The sequence below is a fragment of the Acidobacteriota bacterium genome (assembly GCA_016196065.1).
In the GTDB taxonomy this organism is placed as follows: domain Bacteria; phylum Acidobacteriota; class Terriglobia; order Terriglobales; family Acidobacteriaceae; genus Acidiflorens.
Genome location: JACPYL010000012.1, coordinates 142,044 through 159,925 on the forward strand (window position 1 = coordinate 142,044; position 17,882 = coordinate 159,925).

Sequence of the window (17,882 nt, forward strand, 5' to 3'; positions counted from 1 at the left end):
AAAACCCACACATCGCAACGAACGCGATGTGTGGGGCACCCTCGAATGTATGGGCCACCCGCCAGCACTTGGCAAGTAACCACCTAGTCTGGTGCTTGAACCGCGAACGCCCAACAGCTTGTTACCCCCCTGCTGATCCGCAAGACTCCCTGGGATGAAGAAGCCACTGGTCTTGGCGTATCATTTCGCTGTTCGCTATGAGGCACCGGCATAGGGTCTGCCAAAAACAGCGAAACAGTCTAGCTTGGAGCTAAACCAGATGCCACTTCGAGGTCCCGACGATGAGGATAGGAGAAAACTGCATCAGGAGATTACGCAAGTTGTAAATCAGCGGTTGCTGGTCACCACGTTCGCCGTGACGGTGTTTGGGGCCGTTGTCGCCTGGTCCTTCCCGCAAATGGATGCAGGAAAGGTGGCAGTTCCTGAAAGACCGTTCATAGCCTCCGTTGTGTTAAACGTGATTCTCACCGCTCTCCTCTGGTTACACCACGAACTAATATTGTGGGCTAGAACTCTGACAACCTATCTGCAAGAAACGGAAGACTCCGGCTGGGAAGCAGACTGGGCAGAGTTTCGAAGACATGAGGAATTTGAGTATGAAGGCTACAGCAAACCCCAAATGAATGTGTTCAAATCGCTCGGAATTATCAGTTTAGTTTTTCCGTGGGCTCTTTGCTTGCTCTATTTGCCCCCGGTGGACCTCGCGCATCGCGTGTATCACCCGGCTGATGCATTCCAAGGTGTGATTTTATGGTGCACCGGCATTCATCTGAGGAGCTACGTCTCAGCCCTTCTTTCTTGTGCGACTGGCTACATCTACTTGAGGTTCTGTAAGGAATGGGGTGGCAGCAGCAGGGTCAAGGCCTATGAAAAGAAGGTGCGTGGCTATTGGAAGAAGCTTAAAGAAGAACCAAGCATCGTCGGCGTGGAATCGAAGCCTCCAGTTTAAGGTTGTTTGTTTTCTGTGCTCGACGAATAGATGTATTCCCACCTGTTCATTCTCCGCTTCAGTGTGGGATGCGAAACTAAGAGGTGCAAAACCACTGCCTGCACACTCTCGGTAATCGGCGTGAGGCGCTCGCCGCGTTCAGCCGGAATCAGTATGCATATGTCCGATATTTCTTTGGCGAAGCCGCCGCTGGGACCGACGATTGAGTAGATTTCGGACCCAATTTCACGCCCATACTTCATAGCTTCGACAAGTGGCACGCTTACACCTTTTTCTACGCTGCCACCTCCAACAGAAAATACCAAAAGTGAATCTCGACGGCTAAAATGCGTTGCTTTTAGCCAGCCAGTGATCGCTGTATTCCAACCATAGTCGTTGATTCTCGCCGTCAGCTCCGGAACATTATCAGCGAACGCGTAGGCCTCCAGATCAGCTGTCATGCGTAGGTCACTCGCCGCGTGCGCTGCTAAACTCGCTCCACCCCCCAAACCGGCGACAAGAATCCGCCCGTTGCGATCACGGACTGCCGCAAGTGAAGACGCTAGACGTTCCAGAGCCTCCCCGTCGAGCCTACGGATTACCGATTGGACGTCTGCAAGGTATTGTTCTGAGAAAGTCATTGGAAAGTCTCGTCTCTGAAATGATTTGCCATTGTTAAATTATAGAAGTCCCACTCAAAAAAGGCTGCGAGCAAATAGGCCGTTCAACGGAAAACGGTTTAAGCGGGCCGCGCGGCAGGGGGGTGCATATTCCATCCCGTGGTGTTCTCACCCCGTCATCCGTTTGACGGGGTGGTGTATACGGACGGCAAAATGCTCCCTCCCCGCTTTCCCTACGCTCAGGGACTCCGATTTCGACAGTTGACCGGGCCGGCCCGGGTTCCGTGGAGATCATCAACGAAGGAGTAGCGTTAGCGGATCGCTCACTAGATCCTCGAAAGAGTTCCTTTTGTAGTCCAAATCGAATCCCGAGCCAAAGAATCGTTTCAGTCGATTCTCCTCGGTCTTGGCCTCGTTCTTCTTCTTCTTTGAATGCCAATTGAAAACGAGCACTCGGCGGAACTTTGAAGAATTAACTTGGACTCTCTTCAGCAAATATTTCAAATGCATGTCGGCCTCTGGGAACGAATATCCACAGAAAACCCACACATCCGACTTGGATAGCAACTGTTCCGCAGCATTCCACACTTCCTGCAAATACAGATTGGAGAGCACCTTGAAGTAGCTCGGCGGAATGACTATGGGTACTGACAGCGTCCCGCACGAACAGATACACGCGTCGGGGTCAGTGACCAACTTACAGACGCTCTTGTCCTTAGGTGTTAGGGTCATCGTTCGACAAGTTGGACAATAGAGCCAGTTCAAAGAACCGTGTAGTTTAAGAAGCCGCACTGAATTCTTAGGATTGGGGCGATGCCATTGTCCTACATTATCGAAATTCGTGAATTCCAAGCAGTAGTCAAGGTCAAAGATTCTTTCCTGTGCAACCAGCGCGTTGTCGACCAAGATGTCGTAGTTCAGGCTGAGAAATTCAAAATTCTTGACGATCTCCTCCTCGACGAGTCGCGAGATCAGACGGTTGTGCAAGTCTTTGGAGTTCTCTAGCGTATGATCCAGAATGATAGCTATTAGGAGAATCAAGGACTGCCTGACGCTTCTTATCCGGGAGCCCTGCCCAAACAACGTGGGAAGATCGAGTCCGCGAAAATGTTCTTCCCGAGAGATCGCCAGCTCTAGTGTCCCGAGCGCTTCTTCAAAGGTTGGGAAGACAGTCTTTTTCATGTTGTCGTGATCTACGTCAATACCGAAGAACGTACGAAAGAATGTCGCCAGTTCAGCGTTGATGATGCTTCTCTTTCCACCGGGGTCCTTGTCGGTCTGATTGAACTTGAAATAGGCATTGAATAGGTCCGCACATCTTTTGATCCAGTATCAGCGGCATCCGGAAGCGAAAAGCCTATCGCCTGACGGCGCGCCGTGCACCGCAGAAACCAGAGGGTTGTTAAGGCGTGCGCACGTGCTCGCCGGGGAAATTCGTTACGTCGGCAAGGAAACTGATCGTAAATGGGAAGAAGGCGACGAGATCAGCGTGTTGGAGTTTGCGGCCGCCGAATACGGGCGAAAAGGGATGGTTGTCGCGAGTGAGGAGGTAAGAGCGAAGATCAGCAGCATCGGAATCAACAAATGCGCTCGTGAAAGCCGATTCGATCGTAAGAACGTCATCAGAAAACTAGTTCGCGGATTGCCCGTGAAACGAAACTCTTACGAGGAATTCTTGCACTGGCTGAATTCATTTCACTCTGCTTGCTACCGTGAAACTGTTAGAGCCAGTCTCAAAGGATTGGGGCAGTGCCAGAGAGGAGAAGCGGGTTAGTAGCGAAGTCATGGATTATTCGAATGTGTTTAGAACAGTTTTATGGGCGGAATGCGATCATCATTTAAGGAAGTTGTCATTAAGCAAATGCGCACGCGAGCAGGTTTGATCGCAAGAACTATATTGGGAGTTAGTTCAGGGTATATCGGTGAAGCACGATGATTGTAAATGAAATTGAGGTTGCTTCAATTTGAAGGAAAACTGTGCTAAACTCCTGACCCCATAGAAGATTACTGCTTCCCACTTTAACCATTGTTGACCTTTTGGAGTGTTTGTAATGGAGTGTCGAGCTGTCAGCAAGCTTTCGTTCAGCGACCTTCAAAAGAGGTTAAAAGTTGTTCCCAATGCGTCGCGCATCGTCTCTGCGCTAGAGAAATTCATTGGGCCGAAACAACCCGAGGCATCCGAGCCTCTCTTCTTTGAGGCGGAGTATGAGTACGGAGATTTAATTGTCGACAATGGAGTGTTCGTCCCCCCGTGTGGGGCTGATGCAAATAACTGCGAACAGTGCTTAGATTTAAAAAACCGGGTCTCATACAGTTCCGTACCCTTATCGCTTGTACTCAATCAATGCGTTGAAGTGTTCACCGACCGCTCTCCGAAATTAGTTGATAATCGGAACAAGTTGGTTCCCCTGAAGATCATCGAAAGTGCTGAACTGTTCGGAACGTTTGAGACCTTAGATTATTTCCTTGCGCAATGCACGACAAAACCGCCTTGGAGTGTATCAGCAGGCAGTCGGTCCGTTTGGATACTAGCTCCGCTTAACGACAACAGACTACCGAGTTTCTTATCCGAGACGACGGGTGCTGATGTTTACTGGGATAGGACTGAACCACAGTGGAAGCTTATAAAAAGCTCTATGAAAACAAGCCCGTGGAAAACCTCAATTATTCTGTTTTCGCGATCATTCATAGAGACTGTCAAGAAGAATCGGACACAAGCAAACTCATTTTTCAAGCTGTTGCTGGAAACAGGATGGCTCCAATCAGCGCCGTTCCGTCATTCAACCGTGGAGCATGCCGAACTCAGAACTTGGTTTCTTGAGGGGCCGGCTCGATCAATACCAGCACCATTAGGAGAACTGTACCAGTTCGCAACCGTTTGTCATATATTGAGTATCGCACGAGGAGACATCCCCGCTTTTCAGCCAGCCGGAAGTGCCAAAACCGTCGCTGGGCCTTTCATCGCTTTCGAGAAGGCGCTGTACGAAGCTCTGTCACTTCTTAAGCCAAAAACCCCAGACATTGCACGCTATTTTCCCGTTGTGCTCCAACCAGGCCATCTCACGAGCGGAGGTGCAAGTGGCTATTATTCTTTCCGTTGCCCGTCAATTGCTGGGCCTACCATGTCAGCAGTTCCAAATTTCAGCGAAATCCCCGATCCAATCCGGCGAACTCTAAATGGGCTAAAAAACGGTTTTCAGCCTGAATACCTCGATCGGGAGAAATCGACGTTTTTCGCTCAGTCTGGTAGATACTCAGTGACAAGGGAAGGAAGTCAATTTCCGTGGCAGGATTTTTTTTCACATGTCAAGCACATCCCGCTACGCCGCTCTAACTTGTATACAGAAAGTGCTTTTCTCATATCGGGTATGCGCATTGTCAGGAGCGCTGATGCTCAGCTTGCAAGACATTCTGCGGCGTAAGCCCTTCTCGATGAACTGGGCGCTGGCAGCTTCCTCCGGAGTGGGCAATAACCCATCGTTCAGAGTCAAAACCACTCGTTATTTCATTGTCGTAAAGCGTCGCGTTCTGGCGTCTTTCATCCAACCACTTTTTTACAATCGCAATCTGCATATCGGGGTTCAACATGATCCGGTTGGACAAGCACCCGTCCCAATCCTGCGCTGCTTGTAACACACCACAGAGTAGCAGGGCGCGCGTCAGCTGAATGTCTGGACCGGGAACCGACTCGGGAGAACCATCAAAATTCACCGGGAATCCACCGTTCACAAGCTTTATTGATCCATCCCTTAAAGGGATGGTTATGTCCGACCTGCGATCATTGACTTCGAATTCTGGGCGTGCGTCTAGCGTAGCTAGAATAGAGCGAAACTCATGGTCCTGTGAGGAACAACTGATAAAAATTTTGTCGCCTTTGATATTCCTCCAGCTCTGGTCGGTTGCAAACAGATCAACGCCAGTGCAACCCCAAACCACATCCACCGACTCAACTAGTTCGGCCAACGAATTTGAAACGACGACCCCTTTCAAAGCCAGCGTTGTCATCAAGTCAATATCATAGACATGGACCACTTGGGCGTGGCCAATTAAAGCCTTCGCAACTGCCGCGCCTATGTTGCCAGCCCCCACCACTCCGACCGTTCTCTTTTCGCGTAAAACACCCCTAGATGCGACTCGATTCAGCACGGCCTCGCGAATCAGACGAGGCTCCAGAAGCGTCTTAGCTGCAGAAGAGGCAACTTCTATTACGGGGACAGAGGGGGGGCGACCGCCATGCCTGGCGATCCCGCTCATCGTTTGTTCTACGGCATTAACCGATCGGGTCAATGCGATCGCATCAGGCATAGTTTCTAGACCCACGCCCCCATCATCAAGAATGACGATGTGATCGCCAGGGCTTGATTCAACCTGAACAGTTTTCCACATCGCGCGCGCCTCTGTCGCTAAATGCTCGGAATAGGCACCCCACTTGAAGTTTCCACCTGAGTGATGAACGCGCACCCCGAGCGTTTTCAACCTTTCTACGACACTCTCGTTTGCGGAGTAGATTTTGCCTAGGATGTGCAGCTTCTGGGGTTCGCAGCCTAGATCAATGAGCGCCTGAATCAAGCTTCCGGTCGTTTCAAGTAGATGCTGAATACAAACAACATAGTATTTATCCAAAGGATTCGGAACATGCGACATTTGCGTCTTCGCGAATTCCAGTACCGGAAGATTGGAAAATGTTTTGGTAGCCATAATGCCCTCGAAAGAAGTGAAACACCGCCCACCGGTGAATCCCATTGGATAGTTGAAGCCAAGATTTCACCCTGAGATTTCAGAGCCAAAATCTGGGCTTAGGTCCGAATGCAGGGCTCCACAGCGCCAATCCCCGACCTGAAATCGATTCTTGTTTCGCCCAATCCATTTTGGTTCCCTACATCGCAACTGGGTTTGAAAGAACTATTTACAACTCGATTGAAGTACTTGGTTTGTCTTAAGCGGTATTGCATGATGCTCGCGTTGATGAGGCGCTCGAACGTGGTTCGCGTAGCCCAACACACAGCCGGAGAGAGTGGAGAGAAAAATATGAAATCGCAAATTCAGAAAACGCTGACTATCACTATGGTAGGCATTCTGTTGGGGCTGCAGGCACATGCGAGCGACCTAAGCGATGCCTTAGGTATTAACATCGACCCGTCCGCCGGTAAGTTTGAAGTGGGCCCGCCGAACCCCGGTCCAGTCATCCAGCGGCTACCGCAGATCATCCAACGGCTACCCCAGGACATCGCCAACTTGGGCAACCCTGCTGGTCTAGCACTTGCAGCCGCAGTACGCCATGCGGAAGCTCAAGCCAGCTACGGAGCTCGGCCAATACCACCAGCGGTCTACCAGCAGTTGCAGGGGTATTTTGCACCCAACTTCCTCCAGGGGGTTCGGTACAACACGTTTGACAATGCGCGGATCTCGCTGGACAGCGCAGTGATGATGCTTAACAACGATGTTGCTGCAATCACGTTGAATAACATCGTCGTGTTTCGTAACGAAAATGAAGCTCAGAACGCATACACGTGGGCGCACGAACTTACGCACGTGCTCCAATATCAAAATTTGGGCATCGATGCGTTCGCGAACATGTACACAACCAATGCTTGGGTGTTGGAAAACCAGGCAAAGGACAATGCGGCACGCTTTGGGCAGGTTCAGGCTGGGGCGCAGGGGCAGCAACAACAACAGCAGTTCGCGTACTTCAACGTTACTGGTCAGTTCCTTTACGGAGATGCGAATGGGAACCTTTATCCCGCAAATCCCAATAACGGACAAGTCGTGGGACCGGCTAACGGCCGCGTGGTCTTCCAAAACGGGCAATACTGGGCTATCGATTCATTTGGTCGCACTTGGTTAGCCACGCGAATTCGCTAAGGTAGGGCGCCTCACATCCCGCAACGGCCCATGAGCAGAGGTAGCTTATGGGCCGCGCTTTTTTATGTGTTCGATTCCTCGCAGCACTTCCTCCAAGCAGGTTATGTGCCAAAAACAGAAAGGAACATCCACAGGACTCGTAGCACCCTTGGGTGCCAACGTAACCATAATCAGGGGGGAGGGGGCATTTTGCCGTCCGTATACACCACCCCGTCATCCGTTTGACGGGGTAGTACACTTCGGGAAAAATTGTCGACCCCCTCCTGGTACCGATCATGGAATGTGGTTTGAGGCGGGGCGCGCGAGCGAGTGGGGTAGAGTAGCCAGAGTTGTTGGTGTAATCGCCTGATTACAGCAATTGATGGATAAAGCGTTGGAAGGCCCTGCATCTGCGTACAATTGTCGCCGATGACTCCTTTCGTCCTCGCCAGCGTGTTCGTCATTTCCGGCGTGGTCGTGGAAACACTTTGCGCTGGCAAAGAGCCAAGCGGCGTAATGAAGAAGTTGCATCCACCGCGATGGGCATTCCCGATGCCCGTTTGGTATGCGGTCGGCTTCTTCTACTACGTGATGTGTTTTGCGGTCGTGTATCGCATGACGGCGTCAGGCAGGTCAGAGGCTCCTGGTCTAATGCTGATCGCAGCATTGATGGCTGCGAATGCCGGATGGAATCTCATTTTCTTTCGGCTACGCTCATTGCGATGGAGTTTTTGGTTCTACGTGCCATATATCGTGCTCGCGGCCGCTCTGATAAGGGCTCTGTGGTCCGTGGACAGGGTCTCCACCACGTTGCTTCTCATCTATTCGGCGTATCTGCCCTACGCCATAGTCTGGTCCTACTTCGTCATGAGATTGAATGCGTCGCCCTCAAACCACTCGATAGGCGGACCCATTTCCGGCCCGTGACCCTACCACCTTGGAACCAGAGCAAGCTGGCCGCTACCAACCAATCACGGCAATCTTGTACACGAGCAGAACGGGTACGGTCACCAGTGTGATCCAAGCGGATAGCGTGTAGCGTCGGAAGAAGTACAAGGTCACGCCCGCCCAGCAGGAACAAGCTGCGATCAAAGTGCCGCCGACATAGAGCGCAGCCACTGCGGTCGAGAAGTCCGAGCCTTGGACATGTCTGAGCCGGAAGAACTCCCCAAGGGTCCTCACGACGATAAGGAATTCGATCGTGATTCCCATCTGCGCCCAACGTTCTTTAGTCACGTTAAGAATTCTAATTGGGAGAACAAACGAATGGACAATCTTGAGCGCGCTCATTGACCTTCGTGGGGTCAGGACCTGCTCAATCGCTCATCGCCACAGAGCAACCGTCACTCCGCCGATGACTATGAACGCTCCACCTACCATGATGGCTGGTGTTGGAAGAGTACCGAAAAAAACAAAGTTAGAGATCTGGAAAACTACGAAGAGCGTCGCGACGTACATACCAGTGACGGCCGCAAACTCCACGGGGGCCAGGTTGAGGGAAGTACCGTAAAGCGCGAGTAACGTGTACCCGAGCAGGAAGAGGCTGATCCGGCCTGACAAAGACTGACGGTGCAGCGCAATGCGCACGATAGCATCGCCTGCTGCTTCAAAGACCGTCGCCGCGAGCACGAACAAGAAGATTTTCATGCGCCATGTTCTCAGGTCCTAACAACAAGGCGCAAATCTCAGGGTTATCGGCGAAAAATCGCAATTACCCTCAAAACCCGGTCGAAGTGCCCACAGTCGTAGCTTACGATTATTCCGGCACCTCGACGCCACCGCCTGAACGAACCGAAAGCTTGAATACATGTCGTAGTTCCCGTCCACGAAGGGCTTTCACAGACGGGGCTTGGACAATTGCAACAGTCGGTACAAATGCGGGGGCGGAAGCAAAGACCTCATATTCCTGCGGGGCAACATCGAAGCTTGCTCGTCCCTGAGAATCGGTCGCGGAGACACCGTCCTGAACAATTCGAGGTTTACTGCCAATCGGGATAGCCCAATGCTGCACCTGAACTGATGCCCCAGCTATCGGTGCTCCACTGGAGTCTTCGACGACGACAAGCAGGGTTGGCGATGATTGTGCCAACAACATTGAAGTTATTAGCACGAGTGACCCGACGGCGAGAACAGCGTTTACGCGCATTTCTTGCACCCAAATTCCCGACCCGTCCAAAAGATCGCAGGGGACCCGGTTGCGTACACTATATGCCAGTTGCTTTACCAAATGACTGTTGTTAATCGCGATTACACTCATTGACCCACGGGTCACATCCCGGCCCGGCCCGTGGCGGGAGCAGTTGGTGCTAACGCGTGTTAACAACAGTCTCGTAGCGCAACAATCTCGCCAGCTATAATCCCTGCCAATGGGCAGACGCGCGATCTTGGGGTTGATCTCATTGTTCGTGAGTGCTTCTCTGGAAGCGAGTGCTCAATCTAAAGCCAACGGTCTATGTCAGCTCTCGACTCTCAAAGATGGCCAGACGGTCTCACTTCTCGGGAGAGTGGGAGATGCCCCTCACGACATGGTTTTTCTACCGGCCGGATGCACTGAGACGGTTGTGCTGGTGTATGCAGGTAATTCGGAGAGTGGCGAACTGAGCGAGAAGTTGGTCAAAGATAAGAACCTCGAACGCTTCGGTAAATACACCCGCGCCACCTACGGAAAAATCGGACGAAACGGGACGTGCGCGCAATGTGCTATGTACGAGGTCCGCGCCACGCTAACAGGAAGGCTAAACGTTGCTCCTGATGTCGTCCCGCAAGGGTTGTGGAAGGACAAGCTCGGAATGCTCCATGATCAGACTGGGAAGTTCGTAGGCCAAGCTGGCTTCGGCCATCCACCCATCTGGAAATACCGACTCGCAATCGTGTCCGTGTCGAATGTTGAAGCAAAGAAGCTTCCAGAGCCAAAGATCGAATAGCAGTTAGTTGGCGTAACATCGCCATTACACTAGTTTGCGCTTTCCTTTCGCCGACCTGGCGAAGAAACGGCGCAAGCTGGTGCTAACGCCTGATTACAACAACCATCTCGAACTAGCCATCGGAGAAGCGTATAAAGTTCTAGCAATGCGAAGGCGACGCGTACTCACCGGATGGCGGCTGTGGACTGGCATGGGACTGGCCACAGTTGTTTTTTCTCGGGATGGTTCAGCCTCGCGAAAGTCTTCGCTCCACATGACTCACGTTGGGATATTTCGTGGTCTGCTGTCGGGTGGACAGTGGCAGCGGTAACTGCATTCGTCCTGCTAGGGACCTATCTTGATTCTGGCAGAAAGGGTTGATTCGGCCAGCAGGTCAATGAGTGTAATCGCCTGATTTCGACAGTTATGGTGCTCCCCCTACCGCGTCATGCAAGAGAAAAGCCGCCCAGACATCGGGCGGCAGGTAATCGCGTTGAAGGAATTCGGACTCGGAGCAGCGGACACCCCCTGCATGATCAGTACTCAGCTGGAATCGTTGCCCATGCATAGCACTATCAGGCTCTAAGGGGATGCCGCAACCGCGGTTGCTCGCGCCTATTGCTGTGCCATCCAGCCATGGACAGCGCCAGAACCATCAAACCAGTTGCCGACCATTAGGCCGGCAGCGTTAATGCCCCATCCAGATGTCAGCGCAGCCCCCGTCGGCGTTCTGTTCAGAAATACGATGTGACATGTTGAGCGTCGATGGTGTCTATTAGACTTAGAACGAGATGACGAAAAATGCGCCCCAACCTCGCAACATACACTTGATCTTTTTGGCGAAAAGGCCCAAGGAGTTTTACAAGATAGTACCTGAGAAACTGAGGGAAGGTCTCAGCACTCGCAACCAGGTAATCGCCGATCTCGACCGCGCGCAAAATCGACATTAGAATGGAAATCGTTGCGCTTTCTTATGATGATGCCAAGAAGGTGGTGACCGGTGGATGGCAAACTTTCGAGCAACGGTATTCCCGCTGTCCCGGCATTATGTTGCTGGCATTGTCCGCGTTGAATGGGGAGCAAGATCAGGCGCTGTTGTACAAAGGGAATTCATCCGGAATGCTCTGTGGCGAAGACAAGCTCCTGCTAATGATGAAGAAAGACGACATTGGTCCGTTAAGAAAGAGGCTACTGTATCGGTCTTGTAATTTGGTGCGTTTGCTTTCGCGAGGGCTTGGTTGGCGAAAAAAACGACCGTACTTTAACAACCTTTAGTTTTCTGTAAAGCTTATGGATCGATCTCAATTGGCCGTGTTTTCGTCCTTAGTTCAGGCCGCGATTCGACTGACGCTACTAGGTTGTGGAATTGCGGTCCCCTTAGCGGATGCCCAGACCGAACAAGTTCAGAATCAGGCACCAAGGGCTGGTGCGCACGTGGTCAGCGGTACTGTCACCAATTCTGTAACCGGAATGCCGATCGCGCGTGCCTTGGTCGAACTTGATGCCCAAACTGTTCGTCACATTCTGACAGATGCCAGCGGCATGTTCCGATTCGAAAGTGTTCCGGAAGGTTTGGCAAAACTAGAAGCGGAAAGACCCGGCTTTTTGCAACCTTCCGATGTGGGAACGGAAATGAGACGTTCCGTTAGCGTACAGGTGTCGGCCGATGTCCAAGGCATTGTTTTGAAGCTTGTGCCACAGGGTGTGTTGGCCGGATATGTTCGCTCCATCCAAGGAATACCGATAGAAGCGTTTCCCGTTCGTGTGTACTACCGAAGCGTCGTTGACGGCAAGACACGATGGCAGAAGGCGGCTTCCTTGAGCTCGGGCGAGGACGGTTATTTCCGAGTCTTCGAAATGCCCGCAGAGTCGGTTGTTGTTTCCGCTGGCCCAGAGCTCTGGCGACCCCGCCCGCCCGGAGCAAAACATCTTGGATATCCATCTGTGTTTTATCCCAATGCAAGAGGGCGCGCGGCAGCCAGTGAGATCACTGTGACGCCAGGACAGGAGGTGCAGACCGACTTTTCCTTGAGTCAGGAGCCGCTTTTCGAAGTCTCAGGAGAAGTTGCTGGCCTTCAGGAAACCATCGACACAAAGGTCGAGTTGAGCAATAGTTCGGGAGAAGCTTTGCCTCTGGTGCAGGTCCACTCGGGACGGCACGACTTCTCCGCCTATGTTACCGAGGGTAGATATACTCTGCGGGCTTCAGCTGAGGTGGACGGTCAGGCATGGCAAGCGACAGTGCCTCTAACAATCACGTCGAATATGGTCGGGATTCGCGTTGTGTTGGGGCGCCGACCGCCCATTGCGGTGAAAGTGCGCAACGAGTCTACCGTCAACCACAATCAAAAGCCAAATCCGTTGACCGCCGCAGTTACTCTGACCACAGGAGCACCATCTCTCAATCCGCTCCAGTTCGTAGCCCGACAATTGGCAAATGGGGATCAGACTTCCATGGTAGTTGCTGGTGTGGAGCCGGGGAACTATTCCGTTGAAATCAGCGCGTACGGCGCCTATGTAAAATCTGCCATCTCTGGTTCTACGGACCTCTTACACGATGAATTACTGGTTCCGGAGGATGGAGGCGTTGCGCCCGTCGATGTTGTACTGAGCGACGATGGTGGTCAGGTTACCGGAAGCGTCAAGTTGCCTGAGCATGACAGTTCGGCTACCGTACTGTTGGTGCCCGAAGCCGGGTCATCCAAAGAAGTCCGAACTGTGATCACAGAGGCAACCGGCCAATTCGAGTTCGTACAAGTCCGCCCCGGAAGTTTTATTCTGCTTGCTTTCGATCGTGTCGAAAGTTTGGAGTTTAGGAATTCGGATGTGCTGAGCAGATATCTGTCGAGTGGCGTCCACGTCAGTGTGGCAGAGAGGCAGGTGGTAACAGCAAGCCCGGAATTGATTTTGTTTGACAAATGAGTCTTATGTTCCGCAAATGGATTCTGACAACGGTGCTAGTGGCGACTGCCGCATCTGCTCAGCCATCGCCTCCGCAGGCCCCGATGAAGTCCCGAATTTCCGGGACGGTGGTGGACGCCGTTCGCGGCGAGGTCCTTCCCGATATTGAGGTTTCCATTCGGGTGAACAGGGCGGAGAACGCGCTGCAATCTGTGGTCACTGGGTCAGATGGACGATTTGAGTTTGGCGACTTGGCGACAGCCAAGTACTCGCTCTCCGCTCGCGGGCACGGCTACCTGCCACAGGCGTATCAGCAACACCATGGGCTGGCTACTGCTGTTGTCACTGGACCTGGGTTCGAGTCGGAAAATTTGATTTTCGGGTTGAAGCGCGACGCGTCAATCTCGGGCACCGTGACGGATGGTGTAGGAGCCCCAGTTAGTTTGGCGGAAGTCTTGCTCTTCACGAGTTTGCCAGCCTTGACACAGGTAGTGAGGCTCAGGTCAAAACAGAAAACCGATGATGCAGGCCAGTTCCAGTTCAGTCACCTAACGGAAGGCAAGTACTATCTGGCAGTATCTGCCCATCCGTGGTACGCGCGAGACGACTCCGAAGAGGCAGAAGGAAGCACCTCGCTCGAAGGTGAAAGAGGGCTCGCAATAGAAGAGTCCGCTCAGCCTAAGGAGGCCGTCTCCTCGCGGGGGGCGCCTATGCATTCCGAGTTGGACGTGGCCTTCCAGACACGGTACTACGTCAATGCCACAGAACCGGAACTAGCAACGCCGATTGTTCTAAAGCCCGCAGATCGGGCGACAGCGGATTTGCATCTTGTCGCCGTGCCTGCCATACGTCTTAAGATCCGAGGCGAACCCGGTTTCAAACACACGGCGGACCCCCTTGTTCTGCACGAGCGGATATTCTCCTACTCGCGGCAAGTTGTCTCCCAGAGCTTCGATCAGGACGGTGCAGAACTGGACAGCTTGGCACCAGGACGCTATCGCCTAGAACTTCCATCGCAAGGAGCGGGCGGCCTGCCACAACAGCAAATGATTGACTTGGTTGCCGATGCGGAGGTTATTCCCGGTGAAAGTAGCAAGTCCGTCAGCAGTGTTACGGGCAACGTATTGCTCGACGGAACCGAAGTGTCATGCCAGCGCTGCAATATTCAGCTTCTGAGCCTGCCCTCTGGCGAAGCGTTTGTAGCTCGAAAAACTCCCAAGGGCTTCGAGATCGACGGAGGTGTGCGACCAGGTGTCTATTTTGTTTTAGCACTCAGCCCTGAAGACGACTATTGGGTCAAAGAGATTTCTGCGGTTGGCGCCCGAGTCTTCGGAAAACAGGTCGAGATCCAGTCCGGAGCACCCGTTCGATTATCCATAGTCATGACCAAGAATGCCGGGACGGTTGATGGGCTCGCCCTCCGCGGCGGCAAACCCGTCAGCCAAGCTGCTGTGTTTCTCGTGCCGAATGATCCCGCGCACAATCTAGACCGTTTTCGCTTCGACCAGAGCGATAGCGACGGAAGTTTTACATTCCGACGGATACTGCCCGGCGACTATACGGCCTTTGCAGTTGCTGAGGGATGGGACTTAGAGTGGACGAATCCGGCTACGCTTGGGCCTTACCTCGGCGGCGGTGTGAGAGTGCGAGTTCAGCCAGGAAATAAAATTCGCCTTGAACTTACGGTCCAATTGCTCGCGGGCGTTTCCAACTAGCTTTTGGGTCTCAAGTCTCTTTTGTGAAAGCAAACTAATTTGATAATCCCTCTCTCGATTTAGTGACCTGCGAGGATTCACGCTCTAGTTCTTGCATAGTCTCTGCCAGTTGGGTGCACGTACTAGGGTGAACGCGTTCTCCCCGGCGCGCTTTGATAATCGTGTCGCGACTCAGGCCGGTTCGCTCCAGTTGACTCAGGGAGAAATCGTTGAGCCTCTTCACGAGTTCAGGGGTACATGGGCGAGTCTTGAGCGTTTGGTGCCGGTGATATCGGATAGGTCCGGTGTGTTCGAGCATGCTAGGGTCTTCGCCTTCCTGGGCTCGTCTCTCAATTTCCTTTCCGATAAAGACAAATGGTGTCATCGCCGTGATGGGACGACGCAACAACAATCCCCTGGTGTAGGCATCGCAGGGCTCGCCATTGGGGGAAAGGGATTTGTCTTCCGGGTGGAGGTGATGACGCCAGATCACGCTCGAAAGCGTTTGCGGCGACAGAATCACTCCATTGAACTCTTCCGACAGATGAACCGTGATCCCACTATGGATCTCCGTATACTCCCGCGTTATCCACTCCTCGGAATTTTTGCTGGCGGGCGCAATCAAAGTGCAATTGGGCGGAGGCTGAACGAGTATCGGCGACAACGCAAAATTGTACGGTTTGGCTGCACCCGGATCGCGCTGCCGCAAAACCTTCAGCACATTTGGTGTAGTGATGCGAACTCGCATGACGGCGGGCAAATTGTCGAACCACAATTCGCGTGAGAGGAGCGCATTCTCGGGGTTTTCGATATTGCGGAAATGGTCGTCAATAAGGCGCTGCCATACTTCCACGATCCATCGCGGATAATCGGTGTCCTGATCTTTGCAGTCTTCTGGTTTATACCGGGGTCGTTTGTCGGGAACGAAGACGATGCCCAGGCCATGCTCACTTGGCTTGATGATTTCAATGCTTCGTTTCCTTCTTGTATAAACGACATATCGTTTTGCCGATATTGCCAAGCCGTATAGTTGCTGTGGTTTGCCCTTACGATCAAGATTGCAGTCTTCAATCTTAAGAATCTCTCCAACCACGCTCTTGTCGTATGGATTCAGTCGGTTGAGTTTTGCGCAAATCTCATCGACTTGTTTCCACTTTATCGCTCGAATGGCCGGTTTCCCGTCGCTAAGTTTGTGCTGTCCGCCGGGACACGGAACCAAGCCGCCGTTCCTGGAAGCGACAAAATGCATCGAGTCCGTATCGGTTAGCAAGTAAGTGCCGCCAAGGTCTTTGACCATGTGCTCCAGGACAGCCAAAATTAACCGGCCACCGGATGTAATCAGCGCCGCCGCTGGAGCGAATTGAAATTTACCTGGGCGTTCAACCACAAATGTTGGCTGTTCGAATCTGTGATCGCCGGAAAATACTTCCAATTGTTTAGCGGCATTTTTTCCATACTCGTATTTGTTCAATTCCGCAAAGATTCCGTACAGTGCGTTGGCGATTATTTTCAGTAGGAGATAGTGCGGATGTGTTTTTGGCAGTTTTTTCCGTTCTTCGATTACGGTGCGGAAGAAATCGTCTTTCTCAGGATCGAACGCCCGCGTGCCGATTACCGTGGGCTTCATCCCTTCCTGTACACCGTAGGAAACGAGCCTGAACGCTTGAAGGATTTTCGGCGTGCGCCCGGTGGCGAGTTTGGACGCAGCCAGGTCCGGTCCGGCATACCAGATCGGCTCTTTTGAACTAATCGGGTTCAAACCAATGTTGGTGCTGCCAGTATCGTTATATAGAGCACGAACCGGGAGGATGTCTGCCGATGGCTCGACTAGGGCGAAAAAGCCCAGTTCCAGCCAAGTTGAAGGGGCAAGCACCGTTTCAACATCCACATCGTTCAACGTTTTCTGGGCGGCTTTAGTGCAGTATGCAACTCCAACGTTGGATGAAATTAGCAGGGGCCAGAGGCCGAGCAATCCCGCAACCGAAGGATACTCGGACGTTGTATCACAGACCACGATGGGCACTTCCTGATGCCGTATCCGAATTTCGCTGCGGCCTCCGTAGTACGCCTGCATGCACTTGCCTAGGATATGGTCTGGTAGATCAAACTTTCGGCGTGGCTGCTCGATACCCATTTCTTCCAGAAACGCTTTGGTGATACTGGCTGCACTCATGGCTCTTTCAGGCGGGAGCTTGAGTGGAAACCCGTCATATTCGAGTTTCATCGAGTTCAGTAGTGCAACGGTGCGTTCAACATCGCGTCGACCGTACTCCAATTCCTTTTTTGTAACGCGGCCCGTTGGCTCATGGTCCATCTTGCCTTCAAGGCCAAAAGAAGCCAGAAAACCGCCGAGGGTCATGTGTCTATTACGGAGTGCCCAGCCCAAAACAGAGAGATCAAGGAAACGCCCGCGATAGACCGCACGGTTGTTCGGATCTCCGCCTGCCAGGCTGATGAATGCCGAGCGCGAATCCTTCGGCTTAATTCTCACTTTTGGCCGGAAAACGTCGGAGCCGCCTTTGCGCGTCCACAGAACCATCGACCATCCGGTGTTTTTGCTCTGAGCCTCGCGATACTCCAGCGCTAGTCGACTGAGGTCGAATGGGGCATTAAAACAAACGATGGAAGCCCCGGCCTGAATGGCCTCCCAGAATTCCCCGTCGACAAACTGGGTGCGCGACTGCACCAGAATTTCCTTCGGGCATCCCTCCTCTACGTCGGCGAGTTTCTTGTGCGCGAAATTGCGAATCAACCGGACTGACTCGGCGTCCAGATTGTCTGCATACACAAGACCTTCCTGCTGGCAGACGTATGTTCCATCCTTCAGTTCGCAAAATCGCCACCACAGAAAGTTGAGATCCTGGCGAATACCGGTTGTGGTTTCACAATCGAAGACAAGCGCAAAATTTGCCCACTTGTCTGCTAAACGGCCCTCGCCATCCGGGCGTGGTTTTTCGTTTACTACTCTGGTGTGGACCCGAAGGAAGATGGGTGC

15 protein-coding genes are annotated in these 17,882 nt (G+C 52.6%); 8 read left to right on the forward strand and 7 right to left on the reverse strand.

The window, feature by feature from the left end:
* Positions 1-259: 259 nt before the first annotated feature.
* Positions 260-949, forward strand: a complete 690-nt coding sequence (locus HY010_12705; protein MBI3476585.1) for a hypothetical protein — start codon at positions 260-262, stop codon at positions 947-949.
* Here the strand turns inward: HY010_12705 and HY010_12710 are convergent.
* Together HY010_12710 and HY010_12715 are read right to left on the reverse strand one after the other, a co-directional pair.
* Positions 946-1,569, reverse strand: coding sequence for an SIS domain-containing protein (locus HY010_12710; protein MBI3476586.1), 624 nt, complete (start codon positions 1,567-1,569; stop codon positions 946-948). The two genes, HY010_12705 and HY010_12710, sit on opposite strands and share 4 nt — an antisense overlap.
* Positions 1,570-1,842: 273 nt before the next feature.
* Entirely contained in the window at positions 1,843-2,730 is an 888-nt protein-coding gene (locus HY010_12715) for an SIR2 family protein (GenBank protein ID MBI3476587.1), read from the reverse strand.
* A gap of 869 nt (positions 2,731-3,599) precedes the next feature.
* On the opposite strand from HY010_12715, the gene HY010_12720 reads away from it, so the two are divergent.
* Positions 3,600-4,970: a hypothetical protein gene (locus tag HY010_12720; GenBank protein ID MBI3476588.1), complete on the forward strand. Its 1,371-nt coding sequence runs from the start codon at positions 3,600-3,602 to the stop codon at positions 4,968-4,970.
* Here the strand turns inward: HY010_12720 and HY010_12725 are convergent.
* Positions 4,927-6,246: a hypothetical protein gene (locus HY010_12725; GenBank protein MBI3476589.1), complete on the reverse strand. Its 1,320-nt coding sequence runs from the start codon at positions 6,244-6,246 to the stop codon at positions 4,927-4,929. The two genes, HY010_12720 and HY010_12725, sit on opposite strands and share 44 nt — an antisense overlap.
* A gap of 330 nt (positions 6,247-6,576) precedes the next feature.
* Between HY010_12725 and HY010_12730 the strand changes: the two genes are divergently transcribed.
* Positions 6,577-7,410 carry a DUF4157 domain-containing protein gene (locus HY010_12730; GenBank protein ID MBI3476590.1) on the forward strand — a complete coding sequence of 278 codons (834 nt, stop codon included), beginning with the start codon at positions 6,577-6,579 and terminating at the stop codon, positions 7,408-7,410.
* 408 nt (positions 7,411-7,818) lie between these two features.
* Entirely contained in the window at positions 7,819-8,316 is a 498-nt protein-coding gene (locus HY010_12735) for a tryptophan-rich sensory protein (GenBank protein MBI3476591.1), read from the forward strand.
* Positions 8,317-8,349: 33 nt separating this feature from the next.
* Here HY010_12735 and HY010_12740 read toward each other — a convergent pair whose 3' ends face one another.
* The 3 genes from HY010_12740 to HY010_12750 form a co-directional block, all read right to left on the reverse strand.
* Positions 8,350-8,625 carry a hypothetical protein gene (locus HY010_12740; protein MBI3476592.1) on the reverse strand — a complete coding sequence of 92 codons (276 nt, stop codon included), beginning with the start codon at positions 8,623-8,625 and terminating at the stop codon, positions 8,350-8,352.
* Between the two features lie 87 nt (positions 8,626-8,712).
* Complete coding sequence (locus HY010_12745) at positions 8,713-9,036, reverse strand: hypothetical protein (GenBank protein MBI3476593.1); 324 nt, start codon at positions 9,034-9,036, stop codon at positions 8,713-8,715.
* 109 nt (positions 9,037-9,145) lie between these two features.
* Positions 9,146-9,646 (reverse strand): carboxypeptidase regulatory-like domain-containing protein, encoded by a 501-nt coding sequence (locus HY010_12750; protein ID MBI3476594.1) that lies wholly within the window; start codon positions 9,644-9,646, stop codon positions 9,146-9,148.
* Positions 9,647-9,914: 268 nt separating this feature from the next.
* Here HY010_12750 and HY010_12755 point away from each other — a divergent pair, with 268 nt between their 5' ends.
* The 4 genes from HY010_12755 (at position 9,915) to HY010_12770 (ending at position 14,908) form a co-directional block, all read left to right on the forward strand.
* Positions 9,915-10,313 (forward strand): hypothetical protein, encoded by a 399-nt coding sequence (locus HY010_12755; protein ID MBI3476595.1) that lies wholly within the window; start codon positions 9,915-9,917, stop codon positions 10,311-10,313.
* Between the two features lie 930 nt (positions 10,314-11,243).
* Positions 11,244-11,567 carry a hypothetical protein gene (locus HY010_12760; GenBank protein MBI3476596.1) on the forward strand — a complete coding sequence of 108 codons (324 nt, stop codon included), beginning with the start codon at positions 11,244-11,246 and terminating at the stop codon, positions 11,565-11,567.
* A gap of 15 nt (positions 11,568-11,582) precedes the next feature.
* Positions 11,583-13,214 carry a carboxypeptidase regulatory-like domain-containing protein gene (locus HY010_12765; protein ID MBI3476597.1) on the forward strand — a complete coding sequence of 544 codons (1,632 nt, stop codon included), beginning with the start codon at positions 11,583-11,585 and terminating at the stop codon, positions 13,212-13,214.
* 83 nt (positions 13,215-13,297) lie between these two features.
* Complete coding sequence (locus HY010_12770) at positions 13,298-14,908, forward strand: carboxypeptidase regulatory-like domain-containing protein (protein MBI3476598.1); 1,611 nt, start codon at positions 13,298-13,300, stop codon at positions 14,906-14,908.
* A gap of 34 nt (positions 14,909-14,942) precedes the next feature.
* Here HY010_12770 and HY010_12775 read toward each other — a convergent pair whose 3' ends face one another.
* On the reverse strand, positions 14,943-17,246 hold the full coding sequence (locus HY010_12775) for a hypothetical protein (GenBank protein MBI3476599.1): 2,304 nt from the start codon (positions 17,244-17,246) through the stop codon (positions 14,943-14,945).
* Between the last annotated feature and the right edge of the window lie 636 nt (positions 17,247-17,882).

Coding starts and splice junctions, on each gene's coding strand:
- HY010_12705 (MBI3476585.1), top strand. CDS start 260: ATGCCACTTCGAGGTCCCGACGATGAGGATAGGAGAAAACTGCATCAG.
- HY010_12750 (MBI3476594.1), bottom strand. CDS start 9,646: ATGAGTGTAATCGCGATTAACAACAGTCATTTGGTAAAGCAACTGGCA.
- HY010_12720 (MBI3476588.1), top strand. CDS start 3,600: ATGGAGTGTCGAGCTGTCAGCAAGCTTTCGTTCAGCGACCTTCAAAAG.
- HY010_12735 (MBI3476591.1), top strand. CDS start 7,819: ATGACTCCTTTCGTCCTCGCCAGCGTGTTCGTCATTTCCGGCGTGGTC.
- HY010_12770 (MBI3476598.1), top strand. CDS start 13,298: ATGAAGTCCCGAATTTCCGGGACGGTGGTGGACGCCGTTCGCGGCGAG.
- HY010_12775 (MBI3476599.1), bottom strand. CDS start 17,246: ATGACCCTCGGCGGTTTTCTGGCTTCTTTTGGCCTTGAAGGCAAGATG.
- HY010_12745 (MBI3476593.1), bottom strand. CDS start 9,036: ATGAAAATCTTCTTGTTCGTGCTCGCGGCGACGGTCTTTGAAGCAGCA.
- HY010_12725 (MBI3476589.1), bottom strand. CDS start 6,246: ATGGCTACCAAAACATTTTCCAATCTTCCGGTACTGGAATTCGCGAAG.
- HY010_12710 (MBI3476586.1), bottom strand. CDS start 1,569: ATGACTTTCTCAGAACAATACCTTGCAGACGTCCAATCGGTAATCCGT.
- HY010_12730 (MBI3476590.1), top strand. CDS start 6,577: ATGAAATCGCAAATTCAGAAAACGCTGACTATCACTATGGTAGGCATT.
- HY010_12760 (MBI3476596.1), top strand. CDS start 11,244: ATGGAAATCGTTGCGCTTTCTTATGATGATGCCAAGAAGGTGGTGACC.
- HY010_12715 (MBI3476587.1), bottom strand. CDS start 2,730: ATGAAAAAGACTGTCTTCCCAACCTTTGAAGAAGCGCTCGGGACACTA.
- HY010_12765 (MBI3476597.1), top strand. CDS start 11,583: ATGGATCGATCTCAATTGGCCGTGTTTTCGTCCTTAGTTCAGGCCGCG.
- HY010_12755 (MBI3476595.1), top strand. CDS start 9,915: ATGGTTTTTCTACCGGCCGGATGCACTGAGACGGTTGTGCTGGTGTAT.